The sequence below is a fragment of the Caldinitratiruptor microaerophilus genome (assembly GCF_025999835.1).
Taxonomy (GTDB): Bacteria; Bacillota; Sulfobacillia; order Symbiobacteriales; family ZC4RG38; genus Caldinitratiruptor; species Caldinitratiruptor microaerophilus.
The window spans coordinates 2,511,197-2,534,092 of record NZ_AP025628.1; the positions used below are offsets into that span (position 1 = coordinate 2,511,197).

18 protein-coding genes and 1 riboswitch are annotated in these 22,896 nt (G+C 68.9%); all 18 genes read right to left on the reverse strand.

Features of this window, described 5'->3' with window-relative positions:
* Positions 1 to 12 precede the first annotated feature (12 nt).
* The 18 genes from caldi_RS12210 to caldi_RS12295 all read right to left on the reverse strand — a co-directional run bounded on the left by caldi_RS12210 (position 13) and on the right by caldi_RS12295 (position 22,863).
* Positions 13 to 1,074, reverse strand: a complete 1,062-nt coding sequence (locus tag caldi_RS12210; RefSeq protein ID WP_264842031.1) for a methyl-accepting chemotaxis protein — start codon at positions 1,072 to 1,074, stop codon at positions 13 to 15.
* 160 nt (positions 1,075 to 1,234) lie between these two features.
* Positions 1,235 to 2,056 (reverse strand): chemotaxis protein CheW, encoded by an 822-nt coding sequence (locus tag caldi_RS12215; RefSeq protein WP_264842032.1) that lies wholly within the window; start codon positions 2,054 to 2,056, stop codon positions 1,235 to 1,237.
* A 3-nt stretch (positions 2,057 to 2,059) separates the two neighbouring features.
* Entirely contained in the window at positions 2,060 to 2,428 is a 369-nt protein-coding gene (locus caldi_RS12220) for a response regulator (protein WP_264842033.1), read from the reverse strand.
* 12 nt (positions 2,429 to 2,440) lie between these two features.
* Positions 2,441 to 3,289: a CheR family methyltransferase gene (locus caldi_RS12225; RefSeq protein WP_264842034.1), complete on the reverse strand. Its 849-nt coding sequence runs from the start codon at positions 3,287 to 3,289 to the stop codon at positions 2,441 to 2,443.
* Positions 3,286 to 3,957, reverse strand: a complete 672-nt coding sequence (locus caldi_RS12230) for a HEAT repeat domain-containing protein (RefSeq protein WP_264842035.1) — start codon at positions 3,955 to 3,957, stop codon at positions 3,286 to 3,288. Before caldi_RS12230 ends, caldi_RS12225 begins: the two co-directional genes overlap by 4 nt.
* On the reverse strand, positions 3,935 to 5,503 hold the full coding sequence (locus caldi_RS12235; protein ID WP_264842036.1) for a chemotaxis protein CheA: 1,569 nt from the start codon (positions 5,501 to 5,503) through the stop codon (positions 3,935 to 3,937). Before caldi_RS12235 ends, caldi_RS12230 begins: the two co-directional genes overlap by 23 nt.
* Before the next feature lie 179 nt (positions 5,504 to 5,682).
* Positions 5,683 to 6,759 (reverse strand): protein-glutamate methylesterase/protein-glutamine glutaminase, encoded by a 1,077-nt coding sequence (locus caldi_RS12240; RefSeq protein ID WP_264842037.1) that lies wholly within the window; start codon positions 6,757 to 6,759, stop codon positions 5,683 to 5,685.
* A gap of 2 nt (positions 6,760 to 6,761) precedes the next feature.
* Positions 6,762 to 7,250, reverse strand: coding sequence for a chemotaxis protein CheD (locus tag caldi_RS12245; protein ID WP_264842038.1), 489 nt, complete (start codon positions 7,248 to 7,250; stop codon positions 6,762 to 6,764).
* Positions 7,251 to 7,252: 2 nt separating this feature from the next.
* Positions 7,253 to 7,789, reverse strand: a complete 537-nt coding sequence (locus caldi_RS12250) for a chemotaxis protein CheW (RefSeq protein ID WP_264842039.1) — start codon at positions 7,787 to 7,789, stop codon at positions 7,253 to 7,255.
* An 18-nt stretch (positions 7,790 to 7,807) separates the two neighbouring features.
* Positions 7,808 to 9,694, reverse strand: a complete 1,887-nt coding sequence (locus caldi_RS12255; protein WP_264842040.1) for a methyl-accepting chemotaxis protein — start codon at positions 9,692 to 9,694, stop codon at positions 7,808 to 7,810.
* A 1,321-nt stretch (positions 9,695 to 11,015) separates the two neighbouring features.
* Positions 11,016 to 12,863, reverse strand: coding sequence for a methyl-accepting chemotaxis protein (locus caldi_RS12260; RefSeq protein ID WP_264842041.1), 1,848 nt, complete (start codon positions 12,861 to 12,863; stop codon positions 11,016 to 11,018).
* A gap of 209 nt (positions 12,864 to 13,072) precedes the next feature.
* A riboswitch (cyclic di-GMP riboswitch) is annotated at positions 13,073 to 13,161 on the reverse strand.
* A gap of 534 nt (positions 13,162 to 13,695) precedes the next feature.
* Positions 13,696 to 14,775: a dipeptidase gene (locus tag caldi_RS12265; RefSeq protein WP_264842042.1), complete on the reverse strand. Its 1,080-nt coding sequence runs from the start codon at positions 14,773 to 14,775 to the stop codon at positions 13,696 to 13,698.
* Between the two features lie 70 nt (positions 14,776 to 14,845).
* Complete coding sequence (locus caldi_RS12270) at positions 14,846 to 15,058, reverse strand: cation transporter (protein ID WP_264842043.1); 213 nt, start codon at positions 15,056 to 15,058, stop codon at positions 14,846 to 14,848.
* 200 nt (positions 15,059 to 15,258) lie between these two features.
* Positions 15,259 to 17,370: a glycine--tRNA ligase subunit beta gene (gene glyS / locus caldi_RS12275; RefSeq protein WP_264842044.1), complete on the reverse strand. Its 2,112-nt coding sequence runs from the start codon at positions 17,368 to 17,370 to the stop codon at positions 15,259 to 15,261.
* Entirely contained in the window at positions 17,370 to 18,362 is a 993-nt protein-coding gene (gene glyQ, locus caldi_RS12280) for a glycine--tRNA ligase subunit alpha (protein WP_264842045.1), read from the reverse strand. The genes glyS and glyQ overlap by 1 nt, the downstream gene beginning before the upstream one ends.
* A gap of 333 nt (positions 18,363 to 18,695) precedes the next feature.
* Positions 18,696 to 20,777 carry a thioredoxin domain-containing protein gene (locus caldi_RS12285; RefSeq protein ID WP_264842046.1) on the reverse strand — a complete coding sequence of 694 codons (2,082 nt, stop codon included), beginning with the start codon at positions 20,775 to 20,777 and terminating at the stop codon, positions 18,696 to 18,698.
* A 297-nt stretch (positions 20,778 to 21,074) separates the two neighbouring features.
* Positions 21,075 to 22,355 carry a DNA polymerase Y family protein gene (locus caldi_RS12290; RefSeq protein ID WP_264842047.1) on the reverse strand — a complete coding sequence of 427 codons (1,281 nt, stop codon included), beginning with the start codon at positions 22,353 to 22,355 and terminating at the stop codon, positions 21,075 to 21,077.
* A gap of 232 nt (positions 22,356 to 22,587) precedes the next feature.
* Positions 22,588 to 22,863 (reverse strand): hypothetical protein, encoded by a 276-nt coding sequence (locus caldi_RS12295; protein WP_264842048.1) that lies wholly within the window; start codon positions 22,861 to 22,863, stop codon positions 22,588 to 22,590.
* Positions 22,864 to 22,896: the final 33 nt, after the last annotated feature.

The following is a 22,896-nucleotide window of genomic DNA, read 5'->3' on the forward strand; positions in this document are numbered from 1 at the left end:
TTGGGTGCGGGATCATCCCCGTACGCCCTTCTCGTTCCCATCTTCTCCAGGTGCAGACCCAGCTGCGAGGTGCTCGAAGAGCTCCACCGACTGGGCAAGGTCACCCGCCAGGCCCTGCACGGAGCGGGTGACGGCTGCAGAAACCTCCCGCCCTGCCGCGGCGGTACGCGCCACCTGTTCAGCAAGTGCCCGAAGGCGCACGCCGTCTTCCGCTGCTCTGGCTGCGCTCTCTGCCTGGCGCGCCGCGACGTTCGCCAAAGACTCGAGTTCCTGCCGCAATCGAGAGACAGAATCCGACAGGCTCTGGGTGGCTTCGACGATGGTACGCATGCGCGCGGCACTCGTTCCGGCGGCCTCGCCGGCTCCCGACAGAGCAGCGGAGGCGGCACGTGCACCCTGTACCAGCTCTCCCAGTACTTGGGTTGCCTCATGCATGTCCGACATGCTGCGTCCGATGCCGGTCACGATTTCGCGCACCAGCGTGGCGACGTCCTTGGCTGCCGCGGAGGTCTGGTCCGACAGGCGCCTCACTTCTTCTGCCACCACGGCGAAGCCGCGCCCGTGCTCTCCGGCCTGGGCTGCCTGGATGGCGGCGTTGAACGCCAGCAGGTTGGTCTGGCGCGCGATGCGACCGACCGTGTCGATGAACCCCGCAATCCGTTCTGTTTGTGCCCCCAGGTGTTCCATGTGCCGGGCCCATGCCATGACGACCTCTTGGAGCCGCTGCAATTGCGCCGACACCTGGTCGAACCGCTGCATGGCACCCCGCAAGGCCTGAGCGGCACCGGAGGAGGACGCCGCACTTTCCTGAGCAACGCTTGCCGCGGCGCCGGCAGCCTCCGCGATGCGCTCGAACTCCGCCAGGGCAATCTGGGTCAAGCGCGCCTGCTCCTGCATGCCGGAACGCAGCACCCCGGAGCGGTTCTCCAGTTCCCCGACGACGGATGCCAGAAGCTCAATCTGTTGCTGCTGGGCCGACTGGTGCTCCTCCATCTGGCGAAGAGTCGGGTAGAGCGATGTGTGAAGCACTCGCTGCACGGTCTCTTTCAGCTCGGCTGCCGCATCTGCGAGCATGTGTGTGGCCTCTTGCTCCAGGGACGTGGAGTGGTCTCGTCCGGACCGGTACGGTGAAGATGCGTCTGCCGGCTGAGACTGCCCGTGAGCCTCCTCTGGAGCCACTGCGGCAAAGCCGGGCGGGACCGGATCGGCCGACCGGCGCATCAAACGCCAGAACTCAAACAGATCGAAGACGCCCCCCTTCTCCGGCCGTATCGCCGAGCACGCGCTCCAGCTCCAAGAGCGCAACCGGTGTGCCGCGGTGCAAGATCACCCGCGTGCCGTACCAATCACGTCCGCTGCTCTCGTACGCCTCCTGTTCGTCCAGTTCCGTCACCGCTACCACCTGCTGCACCCCGAGTGCGAGCCGCCCCCGTCCCCACGACACCACCACAAGGTGCTGAATAGAGCCCTCGCCCGAGGTGCCCCATAGACGTCGCTCGAGGTCCACCAGCGGCACCACGAGACCCCGCAGGTTCACCACGCCCGCGACGTGTGGCGGCACGTACGGCAGGCGGGTCACGGGTACCGGGCGGGTCACCTCCACGACCTGCTTCAGTGGCAGGGCCATCTCCAGAGAACCGACCCGGAAAATGAGGTAGCGGTTCTCGGCTCCGTCAACCACTTCACGAGCTGCTGTCTCGGCCTCTCCGTCGGTCGCCTGCCCTGCGGCTGCAGCGCGCTGCACCAGGGCTCGCAGGCGGTCCACCCCGGACAGGAGTTCGTTGATCACGCCTTCGTCGAGGGACCCGGTTCTCTGCTGCACGGGTTCCAGCAACGTCTCGAGGCGGTGGGCCAGGTCGGAGATCTCCCGCAAGCCCAGGTACGCACTGTTCCCCTTGATGGTGTGAAACGAGCGCATCAGCCCTCGGATCAGGTCCACCCGCTCGGGCTGCTCTTCGAGTTGAAGCAGGCTGTCTTCGGCCGCCGACAGTTGCTCCAGGGATTCGACCACGAAATCCGCCAGCAGGCTGGACTGGTCGTCCGGAAGCATGGACATCGTTCATCCCGCCTTGAGTAGAGCGCGCACGCTTTCCAGGAGCTTTTCGGGCGGGGCCGGCTTGATCAGGTACAAGCTGGCCCCTGCGCGCATGGTGCGCTGGACCTCCTCCGGACTGCTGTTGGAGGAGAGCACCAGGACCGGCAAGCGGCCGTACTGGCTCTCCTGCCTCACCTGCCGCAGGAACTCCAGGCCGTCCATCTGCGGCATGTTGATGTCGGTGATCACGAGGTCGTATGCCGTCTGGTAGAGACGCTCCAGCGCCTCCAGTCCGTTGCCGGCGCTGTCCACCTGGTAGCCCTCCCGGCTTAGGATGGAGATCACCATCTTCCGCGTCATGTTCGAATCATCCACAACCAAAATGCGCTTCATCCGCGCGCCCCCCTACGGCCGGATGTACACGAACCCCGACCCTACCCGCCGGAGCTGGAACGCCCGGGAAATCCGGCTCATCGACTCTGAGGCTCCCAAGAAGAGGTAACCGCCAGGTACCATGAGATCGAACAGGGTCTCCGCTACCTGCCGCCGGGAGGCATCATCAAAGTAGATTAGGACATTCCGACAGAACACGATGTCGAAGGCTCCCTGGACCTCTCGGCCAGGACGGAGAAGGTTGGAATACCGGAATTGCACCCGGTTCTTGCAGGGATGGGAGAACTCCCACCAGGTGTCGCGGCGCCGGAAGTACTTCTTCAGAAGGTCCGGCGGAACGTCCCGGACCTCTCGGTCGCTGTAGAGGGCAGACTCTGCGACCTCGAGGCTCGAGGGGCTGATGTCCGTGCCGAGCACGTGCCACTCCAAGGACACCCGCTGTCGATCCAGCTCTTCTTGGATGCACATCGCCAGGGTGTATGGCTCGCACCCGATGGAGCATCCGGCACTCCACACCCGAAGCCGCCCGAGCGGCACCTGCCGCCTCTCCGCGACCATCTCCTCCAGCACCTGTCGAAACACGGTCATCTGGGGCAGGTCCCGGAAGAAGTAGGTCTCGTTGACCGTGAGCAGGTCGAGGAACTCTCGGGCCTCGCGTTCGTCTACCGCCAGGCGCCGCAAGTACTGCTGCACGGACAGGCCAGAGTGCTGTTGCATCCTCGCTCCGAGACGGTTCTCGACAACGTCACGCCGCCTGTCATCGAATACCATCCCGGTTTGCAGGTATACCCACTCGCACAGGCTGCGGTACTCGGCATCGCTCAGCACCGGGCCCACGGTAGACTGCCCCGGGCCGCTCATCCCCATGCCTCCTCTTCCACCGCCGCCCCTTCCAGGCGATGCCGAAGTTCGGTCCGCACCAGGTCCGCCAGAGCGCCGTCGGGCATCTCCTCCAGGAGGGCCTGCACCTCATTCGGCGATGCAAGCCGGGCCACGGCGCCGGCCAGGGCGAAGCGCACCCAGTCCTCCCGCTCTTCGGCCAGGCGTTGGACGAGGTGCTGCGCCGCGCCCCTGCATCCGAGGGCCGCCACGGCGGCAGCGGCCGCTGCACGCACCACCGGATCGGGATCGTCAAGAACGGCCTCCAGCGCAGGGCAAGCTTCCACGTAGGTCCCCTGAGCGAGTACCTCGGCTGCCATTTTCCTCAGCTCCCGGTCGGGATGCCCCAGCAGTTCCACCAGTACGGGGCCGGCCGTACGACCGAGACCGATCAGGACATCCAGAGCGACGCTGCGGGGTCGGACTTCTTCGTGAGCAAGCAGAGGCACCACGGCTCGGGCCGCTGCCTCGCCGCCGATGCGGAGGAGGCTGTGCGCAGCGGCGTCGGCCACGGCGGGCTCATCGCAGAGACCGGCGACCAGTGCCGTCAGGGCCTCCGGGACAGGGTACCGGGCCAGCTGCCGCATCGCACTGCGCCGGACCTGCACATCGCCGTTACGAGCCTGCTCAAGCAGAGACCGGAGTTCCAACTTCGACGGCTCCCCTCGTTTGCGTCCGCTGAGGTAGGAGGGTAGAGGGATCGAGCACCAGCGCCACCCTGCCGTCGGCCAGGATGGCTGCACCGGCAACCCCCGGCAACCGGCCCACGTAGTCTCCCAGGGGCTTCACCACCACATCGCCCAGCCCCAGGGGCTGGTCCACCAGGAGGGCAAGCTCCTGCCCGTCGGCTCGCACCAACAGGGCGCTGGCGCCGGTGCCTTCTTCCTGCCACCACAGGCGCGCCAGTTCGACCAGCGGCACCAGGCGGTCTTGGTAGCGCAGGGCGGCCCCCCACAGCACGCGGTTTTCTGCGGTGATGCGCACCAGGCCGGTCAGACTGGACATGGGCACCGCCACGGTCTGGTCGCCCACCTGGGCCAGCATGACCTGGAGGATGGATACGGTCAGCGGCAGGCGAATCGTGACGCGCGTCCCCCGGCCGGCAACGCTGTGCAGGTGCACGCTCCCCCGCAGCTGCTCCACGCTGGCCTTCACGACGTCCATGCCGACGCCGCGGCCGGAGATGTCGGTCACCTCGGAGGTCGTGGAGAACCCTGGCTGAAACACGAGTTGGAGGACTTCCTGGTCGGTCAAGGCCGTCAGAGCTTCCGGAGCGATGAGCCCCTTCTCCACTGCCTTGGCACGGATGCGTGTCACGTCCATCCCCCGGCCGTCGTCCTCCACCTCGATGAGCACCTCGTCGCCCTGGTCGAACGCCCGGAGCGTGATGGTGCCCGTTTCTGGTTTGCCAGCCCGGCGGCGTTCGTCTGGAGGTTCGATGCCGTGATCGGCCGCGTTGCGGACGAGGTGGAGGAGCGGTGCAACCATCTCCTCGACGATCGCCTTGTCCAGCATGGTGTCCTCACCCTCACGACGGAGGGTGAGCGGCTTGCCGGTTGCAGCTGCGAGCTCACGCACCAACCGGGTGAACCGCCGGAACATCGTGCCCACGGGCACCATGCGCAGTTCGGTGGACAACTCTTGGAGCTGGCCGGATACGGCCGACAGCTTGCCAACCGAACGGCGGAGCTCCTGAGTCAGCCGGCGGCCCTCCCCTTCCGTACAGATCGCTTCCAGGCGAGTCGCCAGGTTGACTAGGTGTGCCTTTTCTACCGCCAGTTCACCCACGAGGTTGCTCAGCGCCTCCAGTCGCTCCAGGTCCACCCGAATGGTGCGCTGGTCGGCAGCAAGGTCAGCGGCCTGTTCCGTAGCGTCACGGCCCCTCTCCCCGCCTTGCGGAGTCGGCCCGGGCAAAGCTGCCGACTTCGACGGGCTGAGCACCGCCTCCGGCGGCACCTCCCGCACGGCGTCCAGTTCCCCTGGCGCCACCGCTTGCCGAACCGCCGCCTCTATGCGTTCCCACGGCGCATTCGTACGCACCGCCAGCCAGAAGCGAGTCAACTCCCCGTCATCCGCGATCACGAAATTGGGCCGGAACGCGGTGATCTCGCCCAGTTCCAGAACCACGGAGTAGATCTGGTTGGCGCGGATACCGCGGAATGACACGCCGCTCGCGAAGGTCACTTCGATCCCCACGTCCCGGGGGGCGACCTCCCCTGCATCGGGTAACGAGCGCGCGGGTTCTCGCTCCGACCCCGACGACGGGGTTCCCCCGCCCCCCGCGTTGGCCCGTAGCAGGGATTCCGCCGGCCGGCCGCTCCACCACAGCGTCGCTAGCGAAAGAAACCCGTGATAAAGAAATGCCTGGAGCCACTTCATCGGCGACTGGTTACCCCTTCGACTATGGCCTCGGCGATCTGGTAATGAGGCAGGACGACCTCGGCAGCCGCTTCTTCGATGGCCGCCGCCGGCATACCGAAGATGACGGCTGTCTCCTCTGACTCGGCGATGGTGTGCCCGCCTGCCAGACGAATGGCCTTCATGCCAGCCGCTCCGTCACGCCCCATGCCCGTCATCAGCACCCCCACCGCGCCGGTGCCGTACACGCGGGCTACGGACGTCATCATCACATCCACGGAGGGGCGGAACAGCGCGTTGGCCGGCTCCGCGGTGAGTTTGACCCGCGGCCACCCCCCGGCCCGCAGCGGTGGAATGACCACGAGGTGCACGTCACCGGGGGCCAGGTAAATGGTACCGGGCAGCAGTTCTTCCCCGTCTTCCGCCACCTTGCAGCGCAGGGGACAAACCTGATCGATGCGGGCCGCATAGCTCCGAATGAACTGCGCGGGCATGTGCTGCACATACACCACCGGGGCTGGCAAGTCGGCCGGAAGCCGGGCCAGCATCTCCACCACGTTGCGCGGGCCACCGGTCGAGGCTCCCAGCGCCACACACCGCCGTACCCCCGGCAGGGCGGCCGGGTCGGCAGGGCGACGCGGGGGGCGCCCCGCCGACCCCGGCACGGAAGTCCCTCCTCGCCGCAGGCGGGCGCGGGCCGCCGCGATGACCCGGGCGGCCAGGTCTCGCTCCTGATCCCGCAGGTCCAACCCTTGGCTCCCGCTTAACTTGGGAATGCAGTCCACCGCACCGGCCTCCAGGCAGGCCAGGGTGATGGGGGCGGCCTCCTGGGTACGGGCACTCACCATCACGACCGGCGTCGGGCAGCGAGCCATGATGGTCTTGAGCGTGGTCAGCCCGTCCTGACGGGGCATGTCCACATCCAGGGTGACCACGTCTGGGCGCAGGCCCAGAACCATCTCCACGGCCTCTGCCCCGTCGCGGGCCATTCCCACCACTTCGCAGCCGTGGCGAACCAGTATGTCCCGCAAGATGCGCCGGGAGAAAGCCGAGTCATCCACGATCAGGACCCGAACCCGGCTCGGCCCGGTCACCCTCATGCCCCACCACGGCCCGCAGGGAAGTGGACCGATGTATGGCCAGTGGCCACCTCGATGCGCAAGCGCCTGGGGCTGGACCCCCCCACGTCCTCGGTCACCACCGGGATGCCGAGTGCTTCAAGAACCTCCTTAGCCGCAGCGACATTCCACGATCCGACATCATAGACCGGGTCGGTGACACCCCGGAACATGTTCCCTCCACCGGCCAGATGAGCCACGACGCGCTCGGGCGAGGCTCCCAGCGTTACCATCTCGGCCAAGGCGGCTGGGATCGCGAAATCGGCGCACCGTTCCGGCACCCCGCCAGGAAACCGGCTCTCGCGATCCAGGAGGATGTGGCACAGCCCCGCTACGCGCGCTTCTGGATCGTAGAGGGCCACGGCGACGCACGAGCCCAGACTGCTGGTTTCCAACGCCACTTCCGCATCCCGGCTGGCGCGGAATTGACCCATGCGCACCTCGACGGTGCGTAACCCGCTCGCCACCGTCACGCCTCCTGAACGGCGGCCTCAGCCATCCGACCGATGCCCGCGATCTCTTCTTCAGAGAAGATGCGGTCCAGGTCCAACAGAATGAGCAGTCGCTTGTCCACACGGCCGATCCCCTTGAGAAACCGGGCATCGATGCCCGCCACGATCCGGGGTGGCGGTTCGATCGCGCTGTTGGGCAGCCGCAGCACCTCGGTGATGGAGTCCACGATCAGCCCCAGGGTCATGTCGGCGAGGTTGATCACCACGATACGGCTCGTGGCGTCGTGCTCCCGAGACTCCAGGTGGAACCGGCGGCGTAGGTCCACGACCGGCAGCACCTTGCCCCGCAGATCCATGATGCCCTCGACGAAGGGGGGAGCACCCGGCACGCGGACGATGTTGCCCACGCGGATGATCTCCTGGACCTGCATGATGTCCACGCCATACTCCTCGTTGTCCACCTTGAAGGTCACCAACTGTACCTCGTCGGCAAGCAACTCGCCGTCTTCCTGGTCCACAACGGCCGCCTGAGCCCGGTTCCGGAGATCCGTCATGGTCCGCCAACCCCTTTCTCATCCCTGGTAAAGTTGCTCAGCGGTGTTACTGATCTCTTCCACAGCCCGAGCCAGCTCGGCCATTCCGCGGGCGTTTTCCTCCGCCGCCTTCGAAGCCTCGGACGTGTTCTGGGCGATGTTCTCCGCCGCCTTGGCGATCTGACCCACGGCTGCCAACGCCTCCTGCACGTTGGTCAGCGACGTTTCCGCCTGAGCGGTGATAGCCTGTACGCCCTCGTACACGACCTTCATGTCCCGTTCGATCGTCTGGAGGCTCGTGGTGGTCCGCTTGGCGTCCTCCACCTGGCGCCGGGCGGCAACACCCGCTTCCTCGATGTCGCGCGCCACTACCAGGATCTGGTCTTGAATGTCCCGCACCACTGTCTTGATCTTGTCCGCCGCCTCGGCCGATTCCCGGGCCAGGGAACGCACGTCCCCCGCGACGACGGCGAACCCCTTGCCGTGCTTGCCGGCACGCGCCGCCTCGATGGCGCCGTTGAGCGCCAGCAGGTTCGTCTGGATCGTCACGTTGACGATGGTGTCCACGATCTTGTCGATCTTGCGCGCCCGGTCCTGGAGCGTCTTGATATTGCCGGCCGCCTTGAGGTTTTCTTCAGCGGCTCGATTGATCGCGGCGATGAAGTTGTCCACGTCCACCTTGTTCTTCGCCAGGAGGTCCGACAGCTTGCGCACGTCTTCTTCGGAAGCCCGGGCGTTGTCGAGGATGACCCGGGCGTTCGCTTCGATCTGGCGGGCCCCGGCCAAGGCCTGCTGTGCCGCTGAGGACTGCTGCTGCGCCGCAGAGTTGATCTGCTGAAGGGACGCCATGATCTGCTGTGCGGCGCTGTTGGACTGCTGGATGGTGGCGCTCAGCTCGGCAGCGGCACTGGCCACCTCCTGGCCGGCCTTCCCGCCCTCGCTCGTGTGCTTGAGCTCGTCCGCCATCTGGGCCAGGTCATCGGCTGCCGAACTGATCTCCCCCAGCGCCTTGTTCTGTTCGGCCACCGCCTGCGCTGCCTGCCGGGTGGCGGTGCTGGCCTGTTCGGCGGCACCGCTGATTTGTTGCGCGCCTTGGCGCATCTCAGCAGCCGCCTTGGCCGCCTGCGCCGACTGGTCGTTGACCTGCTGGAAACCGTCCATGACATGGGCCATGCTGTTGGCGATCACGTCGAGGCTTTCGGCGATGGCCTTTCCCTTTTCCACCTCGGCAGCGGCTGCCCGGCCGATCTGGGTGACGTCTTCGGTCACCCGGCGCACGTCTTCCTGGATGGTGGCGATCAGTTCCTTGATCTCCTTGGCCGCCGAGGCCGACGTCTCAGCCAGGGTGCGGACCTCGTCAGCCACCACGGCGAACCCCAAACCGTGCTTGCCCGCGCGCGCCGCCTCGATGGCCGCGTTGAAGGCGAGGAGGTTCGTCTGGTCTGCGATGGCTTCCACCGTCTGCACGATCTGGCCGATCTCCGCGGACTGCCGTTCCAGCTCCGTGATGTTCTCCGCCGACTTCAGGTTGGTCTCCGCTGCGGCGTTGACGCCCTCGATGAGCTTCTGGATGTCGCGAGTCGTGTCTGCCACCACGTCACGTAGCGCTTCCATCCGGCGCAAGGAAGCTTCGGCGGCCCTGCCGGCCTCGACAGCGTTCGTCTCCACCACCTGGGCGTTCTTCAGGCTTTGGTGGGCCGCGCTCGCCGCTTCCTGTGCGGCAGAAGCGATGCCCTGCATGAGAGAGTCCAGGGATTCCGTGGCCGCCTTCGCCTGCTGGACACCGCTGGCCAGCTCGGCGGTGGCCGCCGCCAACCGCTGGGCGGCCGCCGCGCGACGGCGCTGATCGCGTTCCCTGCGCTGGTCCTGGCCCGCAGCCTGTTTGGCGCCTACCCCGTTCACGGTGCGTACTTGAACCGCCATCATCCAGACCTCCCTGGTTCACGATCTATTGATGAACGGTGAAACGGACAGGAAGTTACCCTAATGGTGCGCTTCCGTCAATTCAACGTACGCAACTGCCAACGCATGTACATGTGATTTCATGAGGGTAGAAGCTGATCACCCGGGGACACACCATGCCGGTGGTTGCATCATGCACCGGGAAGTTCTGGCGGGCCACACGAGCAGAACGAGCTCCTGCTGTGTGATCAGACAGGTCCGGCATCCTTATTGTCTTCCCTGATACTTACACAAAAGGTCATTACCATACGGGTGATACGGTCAACACCAGCCCCCACGAGCAATCGCCACAGGAGGAACGCTCAACGCCCTGCAACGATTCGGAATACACTACCCCCAGCGCCCTCCGGGTGATCTCGGGTCCGAAAGCCGACAAGGCGGGTGAGGCGCGCGGACATGTACGCCCGAAGCTTGCAACGCCGGGCTGGGTCTCGCCGGGCAGCAAGACGGACGCAAGAAAATCGAATAGGTGTTTTCCAATAGTTTCTGGTGGCCTTGTGCGATGACCTCGGAGTCAACGCGATCCCGGACCCGAAATCAAGGGCAGACGAAGTGGAGCAGCGGCGGACCACACGTTGGCAGCCAGACATCAGCGACACCCCTGTTGCCCCGCCTCCGGGAACGAGGAGCAAAGGACGAAGGATGTCGCCCCCTTTGAAGTTCCCTCACAAACGCGGATCTTTCTCTATTTCTAAAAGGTCATGGTAACGGGCCGGGAGCGTCCCCATAGCTCCCACATGGTTGTTGCCACCGAAGTTCCGTCCGACCTCCGGCGAGGAACAAGTACGTCGCGGAACGCACAGAAGACAGGACAGCCGTGGCTTCAGACCAGGAACCCCCTCTAGCGGTAATAGACAATACCAATGCCACATGCGTCAACCCATTGATATTATCAATAGGTAAAATCAATGACATCTCGGCTTAGCCATTGGCTATTTCTATTGCGCGCGGGCGTTTGACAAGGCGTCATAAAGACATCAACGCCACCCGCATGACAAGCCCCCAGACCCAGAGAACGAGCCCTGGACCCGGGGGAGGTGTAGAGCAACACGTATCCCGGTATCTTGTCAACGCCGGCCGATCACCCACATCCCGGACACTGGTGATTCCGTCGGAGAACTCGCCCGGCAGCCTCCCCCCGACCGGCCAACAGCGTCGAGAGGCCCATGACACGGCCATGGCGCTCGCGGTCCATCCAGAACACCACGACCTGCTTCGTCACGTCTACGCAACGCCTCCCGTTCCGCACCCGGGACAGCGGTTTCGCCACCCGCCGGACTCCTGCTCACACCTGGAACCGGGCCACCTGCTGCTGCAGCTCCTGCGCGATCTGCGCCAGGCTCTGCGCCGACGACGCCACCTCCTCCGCCGTCGCGTTCAGTTCCTCCACCGCCGACGACACCTCTTCCGCCGCAGCGGCGTTCTCCTGCGAGATCGACGCGATCTCCTCCACCGACTTCGTCACCTGCGCCGCCCCAGCCGCCATCTCCTCCGTCGCCGCCGTGTTCTCCTCCGTCACCGCCGCCACCGCCTCGAACGCCTTCACCACGCGCTGGGTCCCCGTCCGCACCTCGGCGGCTTTCTGCGCGATCGCCTGCACGTCCCGGGTCACGCGCTCGACCGTCTCCAGCAGGGTTTGCAGCGCCCGGCCGGCCTCCGCCGCCCGCTGGCTGCCTCCCTCTGCCTCGGCCGTCGCCGCCTCCATCGCCTTCACGGCCTCCGCCGTGCGGGCCTGGATGTTCTGGATCAGGTCCGCGATCTCTTTGGCCGAGGTCGCCGACCGCTCCGCCAGCCGCCGCACCTCGTCCGCCACCACCGCGAACCCCCGCCCGTGCTCCCCCGCCCGGGCCGCCTCGATGGCCGCATTCAGCGCCAGCAGGTTCGTCTGCTCCGCAATCTCCGAGATCACCCGGGTGATCTCCCCGATCTTGTTCGACAGTTCCTCCAGGTTCCGCATCCGGCTCGCGGACTCGTCGACGGCGCTACGGATCCGCCCGATCCCCTCGACCGTCTGGCCCACCACCCGGGCGCCGTCGCGGGCCACCGTGGCCGCATGAGCCGCCCCTTCGGCCACGCCGGTCGCGTCGGCGGCCATGGTCTCCAGAGCCCGCACCGCCTCTCCCAGCACCTGGGCCGCGTTCTGGACCTCGCCGGCCGTCTGCTGCGCCCCGGAGGCGATCTGCTGGATCGTCTGCTGGAGCTGCTCGACGGTCCGCCGCACCTCGTCCGACGCCCGGGCCTGCTCCGTGGCGCCGCTGGCCACCTGGCCCACCGCCTGCGCCGTACCCTGACTGGACTGAGCCGACTGCTCCGCAGCGGCGGACAGCTCCTCAGACGCGGCCAGGAGGGCCTGAGCCGATCCGGCGACACCCCCGATGAGCTGCCGCAAGCCTTGCACCATCCCGTTGAACGCCTGGGCCATCTCGCCGATCTCGTCCCGGGAACGCACGCGCAGCTGCTCGATGGTGAGATCGCCGTCTGCCATGCGGCGCGCGGCGCCAGCCACCGCGACCACGGGGCGCGAGATCGCCCGGGCCAGGAAGAGGGCCATCCCGGTACCGGCCGCCGCGGCCGCGATGGCCACGATGACGCTGATGCGGATCGACCGGGCTGCGACCGCCTTGGCCGAGGCGCGAACCTCGGCGACCCGGCTCTTGTAGTAGTTGATGAGATCCTCGGTAGCTGCATCGAGTGCGCTGCGCGGCTCACGGAACTCGACGACGACCTGTTGGGCCTCTTCCGCCGTGAAGCTCGTGCGGGCCATCACGCTTTCCGCCATCGCAAGCACGGAAGTGAGGCCCGCTTCGACTTGCCGGACTTTCTCCCTGGCGGTCTCCGACTCGGCAAGGGCCTGGATCTGCTGAAAGGCATCCGTGAGCTTGCCCCTTGCCTCCTCGTAGTCGTTCTTGTACTTCGGGTCCCCGGTGATGGCGTAGGCAGCGATCACGCGGCCGATTTCCGCCTGCCAGGCCTGAATCCGGCGCGTCTGGTTCATGGCCTCGTCAATCCGCTCGGTCAGCTCAGTGAACTCAGCCTCGACGTCCTTGAGGCCCACGTACCCGACGGCGGCCACAACGCCCAGGAGAATGACGATCGCCAGAAAGCCGCTCAGGATCTTGGTCCCGATCTTCACGCTCCAACTCCCCTTCTCCGCGATGGTTCGGGGTCCCGGATCAGGCCAGCCCCCGAGATCGGATTCGCCTTGCCGGCGAGCGCCCCACGCCGCTTCTGACCGCGGCAACGCGATCCTTTCCGTTCCCGGCGATCCGGCCGAACGACGACACGGCAGAAAACAACGAGCCCTCCCGGCGAGGGGAGAGCACCGTTCTAGCCCTCACCTCCCTCGGCAACCCGGCCGGCATGGGGGCGGTCACCCCTTTAGCCCCGTGGCTTTGCGGCCCCGCCTTTCGGCGGGTGTGCCCTGTTCGACGGGTAGAAGCGGGCGGATGCGTCTGTGTTTTGCAGGAGAACCCGGGAGGGCCCTTCTCTGTTCTTGGTCGTGGGGCCAGTGGCTCCTGGGCGATCCCGCCACTTCAAGGATGCATCGATCACTCGCTCCTTTCGGACATCCCGATCCACAGTCAGGCTTTCCCGCCGCCAGCGACGCGCTCCCGCATCTGCCGCATCGGCGGCCCCCAGCAGGTCTCAGGCACCGGCCAGGGACACGGCCTTAGGACACGGCGGCTTCGCCCCGCTGGAGACTGGCCGCGGCCCAGCGACATGCTGGAGCCGAATCCATTCATCAAGTATTAATAGACCATATCAACGATACACCGGACAATCCATCAATTTCATAGATAGAAAACATCAATTTCCTGTTCGCAACACCATTGGTTTTTCCTATTATTCCTCGCTGACGTCTTCGTCCCCCGCGACACGGACCCATGGCTCATGGCCCACCAAGTGACCCCCGTTCCGCCACGGGGGGATGGGCAGCGGCCCCGACCGACCCTGGCAAAGGCCATCTACCCTTGCGCAGTCCGCGGCGAGGTCTTCCCGCCGTGCCGGGAGGATCGCCGGCCCGGGGGGTGGACCCCACCGATGCGCTCGTCTTCCACCGGCGCCGGGTACGGGCCCTGGCCCGCCTGCCACACCTGGCGGAAGACCCGCAGGAAGTTGCCCCCGAGCACGAGGCGCAGGTGCGTCTCCTTCCAGTTCCGGCGCAGGAGCGCCTCCACCAGGGCCGGGAGCCGGCTGACGTCCTCCAGGCCCACCGGCGGCTCCTCGATGCCGTCGTAGTCCGAGCCGAGCCCCACGTGCTCCGGCCCCACCAGCCCGGCCACGTGCTCGATGTGGCCGACGACGTCCTCGACGGTCGCCGGCCCCTCGTCGCGCAGGAACCGGGCGTAGAAGTTGATGCCCATGACGCCGCCCTTCTGCGCCAGCGCCCGGATCTGGCCGTCGGTGAGGTTGCGGCGGTGGCCGCACAGCGCCCTCGCATTCGAGTGCGAGGCCACGACCGGCTGCGACGAGACCTCCAGGACGTCATAGAAGCCCGCTTCCGACAGGTGGCTCACGTCGACCACCATGCCCAGGCGGTTCATCTCCCGCACGACCCGGGCGCCGAGTTCGGACAGTCCGCCGCCGCTGCGGGCGTCGCCCACCCCGTCGGCCAGTTCGTTGCGGTCGTTCCAGGTGAGGCCGATCAGGCGCACGCCCAGGCGGTGCAGGAGCCGCAGCACGCCGATCCGCCCCTGCAGGACCTCGCCCCCCTCGATCCCGACCACGGCCGCCACCTTGCCTGCCGCCAGGGCAGCGTCGAGCTCGTCCGTCGAGGTCACCAGGCGCATGCGCTCCCCGCAGGCGGCCACCTCCCCCAGGAACACGTCGTAGAGCTCCATGAACCGGGCGAGGGCCGCGTGGGGCTTGTACTGGGGCTCGATGAAGTGCGCGAACACCTGCACCCCCACCCCGGCTTCCTCGAGCCGGGGCAGGTCGACGTGTCCACGATCCGCCCGCTCGCCCAGCCGCCGGTTGCCGGCGGCCACGTCCAGGATCGTGTCGGCGTGGGCATCCACGATGGGCCCGAAGGCGGAGTACGCCACCTGTCCATCCTCCTCTGCGCGGGACCGGGGCAGCGCCCCGGCTGCCCCGGCTCTTCCCGGCGCCCGGCTCTCAGGCCTGGGCCCCGACGACCTCGTAACCTTCCTCCGCGATGGCCTTCTTCATTTCCTCGATGCCGGCCTTCGCGGGGTCGTACGACACCACCGCCTTGCCGATCTCCACCGTCGCGCCGTCCACACCGGCGACAGACTTCAGGGCCCGCTTGACCGCCATGACGCAGTGCTGGCAGGTCATGCCCCGGATGGTCAGGGTGACGCTCGCCATGGGCCAACCTCCTCACGCCGTCAGGGGATGGGTACCCCGGATGGGTACTTACGTCCCTTGCCAGCATGCCACTCCACCGGGGCCAAGTCAAGACGGCGCCCTTCGGGGTTACCCCAAGCCGGCAGCCTCAGTCCGACACGCGCCCGGCACCCGGACTCGGACCCAAGGTCAGGGGGCGAGAGCCGGAATCGACAGCCCGCCTACCCCGTCGCCAGCCGGCCCAGAGCTGCCGGCCGGGTGAGAAGCCCGGCGATCTCCCGCAGCAGGGCGAGGCGGTTCGCCCGGATCGCCGGGTCGTCCGCCATGACGAGGACCCGGTCGAGGAAGGCGTCCACCGGCCCCTTGAGCTGGGTGGCGACCCGGTAGAACCCCTCGTAGTCGTGCCGGGCCAGGGCCGCCTCGGCGGCCTCCCTCAGGCCCCCGAAGGCCTCCCACAGGGCCCGCTCCGCCTCCTCCCGGAACAGCTCCGGCCGCACGGGGTCTTCCGGCCGCACGGCGCCTTCCTCGGCGCCCTTGGCTGCCAGGTTCGCCACCCGCTTGAAGGCTCCCGTGACGGCGGCGAAATCCGGCTCTTCCAGGCTCCGGCTGAGGGCGTCCGCGCGCCTCAGGGCGTCCGGGACGTTGCCGTAGCCGGCGTCGAGCACGGCCTGGGCCACGTCGTGCCGGTGCCCGCGCTCGCGCAGGAGGGCCTCCAGGCGGGTCCGGAGGAACTCGAGCAGGTCGCCCCGGGCCCGGGCCCGGGTCGGCCCGTCGAACTGCCCGTACCCGGCGAGGGCGGCGTCCACCGCGCGGACCAGGTCGATCGGCAGCGCCAGCCCGGCCAGGATGGCCACCACCCCCTGTGCCGCCCGGCGCAGGGCGTAGGGGTCCTGCGAGCCGGTGGGCATGAGGCCGAGGCAGAAGAACCCGGCCAGGGTGTCGAGGCGGTCCGCCACCCCCACCACGGCCCCCACGGCGGTGCCGGGCAGCGCGTCGCCGGCGCCGCGGGGCAGGTAGTGCTCGTAGAGCGCGGTCGCCACCGCCGGGTCGAGTGCCTCCAGGCGGGCATACTCCCGGCCCATCACGCCCTGGAGCTCGGGGAACTCGTACACCATGTGGGTGGCCAGGTCACACTTGGCCAGCCGGGCGGCGGTGACGGCCCGCTCCCGGTCGGCGGCGGGCAGGCCGGCTGCATCCGACAGGATCCCCGCAAGGCGGGCAAGGCGTTCGGCCTTGTCGTGGAGGGTCCCGAGGCCCTCCTGGAAGACCATCTTGCGCAGGTCGTCCAGGCGGCTCTCCAGGGTGCGGCGGCGGTCCTCCTCGAAGAAGAAGCGGGCGTCGGCCAGACGGGCCCGGAGCACCTTCTCGTTCCCCGCCCGCACGTTGTCGAGGAACTCCTCGCCGCCGTTCCGGACGGCGATGAAGTGCGGCAGCAGCTCACCCTCCCGCTTCCACACCGGGAAGTACCGCTGGTGGTGGCGCATGACGGTGACCAGTACCTCGGGAGGCAGCGCCAGGTACGCCGGGTCGAAGGAGCCGGCGAAGGCGGTCGGCTGCTCCACCAGCCAGTTCACTTCGTCGAGCAGGTCCGGATCCTCCGGGGTGAAGCCGCCGAGGTCGCGGGCCAGGCTCTGGACCTGATGCCAGATGTGACGCCGGCGGATGACCGGGTCGACCATCACGTACTGCTGCGCGACCTTGGCGAAGTAGTCCTGGACGCTGCCCACCGTGACGGGCTCGGCCTGGCCGAGCGTCCGGTGGCCCCGGGTGGTGGCGACGGACTCCAGCCCGTCCAGGCGCAGGGGCACCCGGGCGTTGCCGAGGAGCGCCAGCACCCAGCGGATCGGCCGGGCGAAGCGGATCGAGCGGTCCCCCCACCGCATCGACCGGGAGAACTCCAGGCTCAGGATGAGCCGCTCCAGAAGCGGCGGGAGCACGACCGCCACCGACTGGCCCTCTTCCCGCCGCACCGCGTACACGTACTCGCCGCCCTTCTCGTCCGGGCGCACCACCAGGTCGGCGACGGCGACGCCCTGGCTGCGGGCGAACCCCTCGGCGGCCTTCGTGGGCCGGCCCTCGGCGTCGAAGGCGGCCCGCGCGGAGGGTCCGCGGACGAGGGTCTGCCGGTCCTCCTGCCGGAGAGCCACGTCCCGGACCAGGAGCACGAGCCGGCGCGGGGTGCCGAACGTGTCGATCGACCCGTGGTGGAGGCGGGCCTCCTCGAGCATGGCCGCGGCCTTCGCGCCGAGCTGCTCCAGCGCCGGCGGGCACTCCCGCGCCGGCAGTTCCTCCACCCCGATCTCCAGGAGCAGGTCCCGGGTCTCCTCCGCCATCACGCCTCACCTCCCCGCCCAAGGGCGGCCGGCACGGCCTGCGGGTCCTGGGCGGTCTGGCCGGGGGCGGTGGCCGGGGACCGCAGGGAGCGCACGAGCTCCGCGCCGTAGCGGCGCTCGGTCACGGGCTTCAGGAGCGGGTGGCCGAGCCGCTCCCGCTGGGCCAGGTACGCCCGGGCGCAGGCGCGCGCGAGCGTCCGCACGCGCCCGATGTACCCCGCCCGCTCGCTCACCGAGATGACCCCGCGGGCCTCGAGCTGGTTGAACGTGTGCGAGCACTTCAGCACGTAGTCGAACGCCGGCAGCACGAGCCCCGCCTCCAGCACCCGCCGGGCCTCGGCCTCGTACCGGGCGAAGAGGTCGAACAGCAGGGCGGGGTCCGACCCCTCGAAGCTGTACGCGGAGTGCTCGAACTCGGCGACCCGGAACACGTCGGCGTAGGTGATGCCGGGGGCGTACAGGACGTCGAAGACGTTGTCCACGCCCTGGATGTACGAGGCCAGGCGCTCCAGCCCGTAGGTGATCTCGACGGACACCGGCCGGCAGTCGAAGCCGCCGAACTGCTGGAAGTAGGTGAACTGGGTGATCTCCATCCCGTCGAGCCACACTTCCCAGCCCAGGCCCCACGCGCCGAGCGTCGGGGCCTCCCAGTTGTCCTCGACGAAGCGGATGTCGTGCTCCTTCGGGTCGATCCCCAGCGCCTTCAGGCTGTCCAGGTACTGCTCCTGGATGTCGTCCGGCGAGGGCTTGATGAGCACCTGGTACTGGTGGTGCTGGTACAGCCGGTTCGGGTTCTCCCCGTAGCGGCCGTCGGCGGGGCGCCGGGACGGCTCGACGTACGCGGCCGCCCAGGGCTCGGGGCCCAGCGCCCGGAAGAAGGTGTGCGGGTTCATGGTGCCGGCACCCTTCTCCACGTCATAGGGCTCGGCGATCAGGCAGCCCCGGTCGGCCCAGAACCGGTGCAGGGCGAGGATGATCTCCTGCAAGGTCACGCGCTGACACCTCCCGTGCCTGGGTGGTCGTCCGTGCAGCCCGGGGACTCGGTCCGCATGCGAAAGGGCCCCCGCCCCCGGCCGATTCGCCCGGGGACGAGGGCCCTGCTGGTGACCCCCGCGGTTCCACCCCGATTGGCGGCGCCTTCCCTCCGTGCGCCGGCGCGCCGCCCACCTCGTTCGCCACTCGGCTCCGCTCCGGAGCGCCTTCCCCGGGCCGCACCTGCCGGGCTTGCACCGCCCCCGGCTCGCTGGGAGGCCCACCTCCCGGGTACTCCTCTCCTTCATCGCCACCTCGTGTCACCGCAAACCTAGCATGCGCCGGAAGGGCTGTCAAGGTCGCGCCAGGAGCCAGCGCTCGGCCTCGGCCCACGCGGTCGCCGGCGGCGAGCACGTGAAGTTGCGGCACACGTAGAGGGTGGCCCGCCCGCCCTTCGCCGACTTGCCCTGGCGCAACGGGCGATCGTCCGGCTCTCCGGGTGCCATGCGCTCGAGCACGAGGTCGGGCAGGTAGAGCTGCCCGATCCGGCGGAGCCACTCGGCGGCGGTCGGGTCGCCCGGCGGGGCGACGACCGTGACCTCGACGGCGCCGCTGAGGAAGAGGTCGAGAGCGGCAAGGAGCGAGGCCATGCCGGCCGGGATCCGTTCCATGGCGACCCGGTGCAGGCGCAGGTTCTGCTCCGCCACCTGCCGGAAGCGCTCGTCACCGGTGTACGGGTAGAGGCGGAGGAGCACGCGGGTCGCCACGCTGGCCGGCGAGGGCGTGGCGCCGTCCGTGAACTCCCGGGGCCGGTCGATGAGGTCGCCGGCACCCGGGCCGGTCAGGAAGAAGCCGGCGCCGGGCTCCCAGAACCGGTCGAGCATGGCGTGCGCCAGCCGGACGGCCGCCTCCAGGTACTCGTGCGCGAAGGTGGCCTGGTAGAGCTCCAGCAGCCCCTCGGCAAGGAAGGCGTGGTCCTCCAGGGTGCCGGGAATGTCGGCCCCGTGGCCGTCCCGGTAGCGGCGCAGGAGCGAGCCGTCGGGCGCCGTGAGGGTGCCGAGCACGAAGTCGGCGGCGCGGCGGGCGGCGCCGGCGTAAGACGGATCGCCCAGGGTGCGGGCCGCCTGCGCCAGCGCCCGGATCATGAGCCCGTTCCACCCGGTGAGGACCTTCTCGTCCCGGTGGGGTGGCACCCGGCGCTCCCGGGCGGCGAGGAGCCTGGCCTTGCCGCTCTCCAGGCGGCCGGTCACCTCCTCCGGGCTCAGCCCCACCTCGGCCGCCAGCGCGCCGGCCCCCTTCGCCACGTGCAGGACCGTACGGCCGTGCTCGAAGTTCCCCCCCGGCGTCACGCCCAGGTGACGGCAGAGGAGCTCGCCGTCGTCCTCCCCCAGCACCGCCTGGATCTCCTCCGGCGTCCAGACGTAGTAGCGGCCCTCCTCGCCCTCCGAGTCGGCGTCCTGGGTGCTGTAGAACCCGCCGCCGGGGTGGGTCATCTCCCGGGCGACGTAGGCCAGCGTCTCCCGGACGACGCGCGCGTGGAGGGGGTCCGCCGTCAGCTGCCACGCCGCCAGGTAGACCGGCACCAGGAGGGCGTTGTCGTAGAGCATCTTCTCGAAGTGGGGCACGGCCCAGCGGGCGTCCACCGAGTACCGGTGGAAGCCCCCGCCCAGCTGGTCGTAGATCCCCCCCTCGGCCATCTTGCGGAGGGTCAGGGTGACCAGATCCAGGTAGCCCTCGCCCCCGGGGCGCTGGCTCATCCGCAGGAGGAGCTCGAGGTTCGGCGTCTGGGGGAACTTCGGCGCGCCGCCAAAGCCGCCGTGGCGGCGGTCGACCTGGGCGGCGATCTCCCGGGCGCCCTTCTCGACCAGCGCGGCCCAGGGCGCGTCCGGAGCCCGGCCGTCCGGCGCCGGCGGGGCGTGCATCGTCCGGAGCGCCTCGGTCCACTCCCGGGCCACCTGCTCGACCTGGTCCCGCTGCTCCCGGTACGCGCGGGCGACCGCCCGGAGGATGCGGGGAAAACCCGGCCGGCCGTAGCGGTCCTCCGGGGGGAAGTACGTTCCGACGTAAAACGGTCTCAGGTCCGGCGTCAAGAATACGGTGAGGGGCCAGCCCCCCTGCCGGGTGACGAGCTGGCACACCGTCTGGTAGAGGTGGTCGAGGTCGGGGCGCTCCTCCCGATCCACCTTGATGTTGACGAAGTGCTCGTTCATGAGGCGGGCGATGTCCTCGTCCTCGAAGCTCTCCCGCTCCATGACGTGGCACCAGTGGCAGGCGCTGTAGCCGATGCTGAGGAGGATCGGCTTGTCCTCCGCCCTGGCCCTGGCCAGGGCCTCCTTTCCCCACGGATACCAGTCCACGGGGTTGTAGGCGTGCTGCTGGAGGTATGGAGAAGCCTCGTGGATGAGGCGGTTGGGCTTGCGGCCGGCAGTGCTCATGGGCATGACCCCCAAGAGGCAGTCGACACCGGATACGCCCGAGTTCGCGAGCTTCCTCTACCCTACCGCCGGCCTGCCCGGGTCATTCCCCCCACGATGCCATCGCACAGCCCTCTGAGGTTCGCCCCACCCGGGCCGCCGGGGCAGAGGGGATGGCCGGCGGTCAACATTCCGGCATCGGAGGTCCGCCGAGTCCCTGGACCGGCCGCATCGGGGACACGCGCCCCGAGGATCGCGTCGCGCTCGCTGTGCCGGCTGGGCGCCGGGCGCAGGGGCGTGACCTTGCGGTCGGGAGAATCAGCCGTCATCGTGCCGGCGCAGCGCATCCTTCTGCAGGCTGGTCCCGTGGGCTCGCTTGTCCAGCAGGCGCCGGCCCCGCCGGCTGAGGAGCTGACCGCCCCGCATGACGGCCTCCTCGCCGAAGCGGTCCCGCAGGGCGTCGGCCGCCAGGTCGGCCCGGCGGCGACGCACGACCCGGTCGGGCTCGTCGAAGAGGGTGAGCTGCCCGTACGCCTCCGCGGCCGGCACCAGCTGCGACACGCCCACCCCCAGCAGGCGGACCGGCCGCCCATCCGGCCAGTGCGCCTCCAGGAGCCGGGCGGCAGCGCCGTAGATCTCCTCGGTCAAGTCGGTGGGGCGCGGCAGCGTGCGGGCCCGCGTGATGGTCCGGAAGCGGCCGTCGCGGATCGTGAGGGTGACCGTGCGCCCCATGAGGCCGGACTTGCGGAGCCGGCGGCCGACCTGGTCCGCCAGGGAGAGCAGCACGGCCTTCTGCTCCACCCAGTCGCCCGCATCGGCGGGGAGGGTCAGCGAGTGACTGATGGACTTGACCTCGTCCCCCGCCTGGGGATCGACCCGTCCCCCGTCCTGCCCCAGGGCGGCCGCGCGCATGTACTCGCCGAAGGCGCCGAAGCGCCGGCGCAGCACCGCCGGGTCTGCCCCGGCCAGGTCGCCGATCGTCCGGATGCCCATCTGCTCCAGCTTGGGCACGGTGCGGGGCCCGACCCCGTACAGCTCTCCCACCGGCAGCGGCCAGACCCGGACCGGCCAGTCCGGAGGGGCGAGCACCGTGAGGCCGTCGGGCTTCTCGAGCTCCGCCGCCATCTTGGCCGTCACCCGGGACCAGGCCACTCCCACGGAGACGAGGATGCCCAGTTCCTTCCGGATGGCGGCCTTCAGGGCCAGCGCCATGCGCACCGGGTCGCCGCCGTGGAAGTGCAGGCAGCCGGTCCAGTCCATCCACCCTTCGTCGATGGAGGCCACCTCCACGACGGGGGTGAACCTGCGCATGATCGCGAACATGCGGCGGGAGTAGTCGGTGTAGAGCCGGTAGTCGGGCGGCACCACGACCACGTCCCGCGGCAGGAGCCGCAAGGCCTGAGCGAGGGGCATGCCCGCCCGGACCTTCCCCCGGGCGAGCCGGCGGGCCTCGTAGCTCGCGGACAGGACGATGCCGTGCCGGGTGTGCGGATCCCCCGCCACCACCACGGGTCGCCCGCGCAGGGAGGGCTCCACCGCCACGGCCACGCTGGCGTAAAAGGCGTTGGCGTCCAGGAGGGCGATGACGGGGTCGCTCATGCGCACTCACCTCCGGCAGTCCGGCAGCGTGGCCGGCCCCGGTGGCAGCATACAGCGTTTTCCCCGGGAAGGGAAGTCCGTCGAAGCTGACGGGTCCACCCGGGTCCGCAACCGCAGTTTCTGCAAATCGCCCGCGTGTGCGCAACCGGAGGCGGTGCATGGCAAGTCACAGGCCCGGCCGAAATAGGGATGTGGCGGAGGAGCCTCACAACAGCAGAGTGCGGCGGGGCTGTCACCCCACCGCTTCGATCTCGTCGACCACCCGGCGCAGCACGTCGAGGTAGCGCCTCCGCCCGAAGAGCCAGCCGCGGTGGTAAGCCGCGACCTTCCGCCACAGGCGGGTGCCGGGCAGCCGCGCGTAGAGGGCGAGCCGGACGATCCGCCCGGACCCCTTGTACAGGGTCGCTGTGTCGAGCCCGTAGCTGACGGGCGCCCGGGCCAGGAAGGCCTCCCAGCGGTAGCTGCCCAGGATCCCCTCCACGTGCCCGGCCCGCCGGGGTGTCGCCACGGGTGCCGCCTTCCACCAGGACACCACGGCCGT

What these genes read in the sequence shown, in the direction of transcription:
- caldi_RS12210 (WP_264842031.1), bottom strand. Translation starts at nt 1,074, where the DNA reads ATGCTCGCAGATGCGGCAGCCGAGCTGAAAGAGACCGTGCAGCGAGTG.
- caldi_RS12215 (WP_264842032.1), bottom strand. Translation starts at nt 2,056, where the DNA reads ATGTCCATGCTTCCGGACGACCAGTCCAGCCTGCTGGCGGATTTCGTG.
- caldi_RS12220 (WP_264842033.1), bottom strand. Translation starts at nt 2,428, where the DNA reads ATGAAGCGCATTTTGGTTGTGGATGATTCGAACATGACGCGGAAGATG.
- caldi_RS12225 (WP_264842034.1), bottom strand. Translation starts at nt 3,289, where the DNA reads ATGAGCGGCCCGGGGCAGTCTACCGTGGGCCCGGTGCTGAGCGATGCC.
- caldi_RS12250 (WP_264842039.1), bottom strand. Translation starts at nt 7,789, where the DNA reads ATGACGGATCTCCGGAACCGGGCTCAGGCGGCCGTTGTGGACCAGGAA.
- caldi_RS12255 (WP_264842040.1), bottom strand. Translation starts at nt 9,694, where the DNA reads ATGATGGCGGTTCAAGTACGCACCGTGAACGGGGTAGGCGCCAAACAG.
- caldi_RS12270 (WP_264842043.1), bottom strand. Translation starts at nt 15,058, where the DNA reads ATGGCGAGCGTCACCCTGACCATCCGGGGCATGACCTGCCAGCACTGC.
- glyS (WP_264842044.1), bottom strand. Translation starts at nt 17,370, where the DNA reads ATGGCGGAGGAGACCCGGGACCTGCTCCTGGAGATCGGGGTGGAGGAA.
- caldi_RS12285 (WP_264842046.1), bottom strand. Translation starts at nt 20,777, where the DNA reads ATGAGCACTGCCGGCCGCAAGCCCAACCGCCTCATCCACGAGGCTTCT.
- caldi_RS12290 (WP_264842047.1), bottom strand. Translation starts at nt 22,355, where the DNA reads ATGAGCGACCCCGTCATCGCCCTCCTGGACGCCAACGCCTTTTACGCC.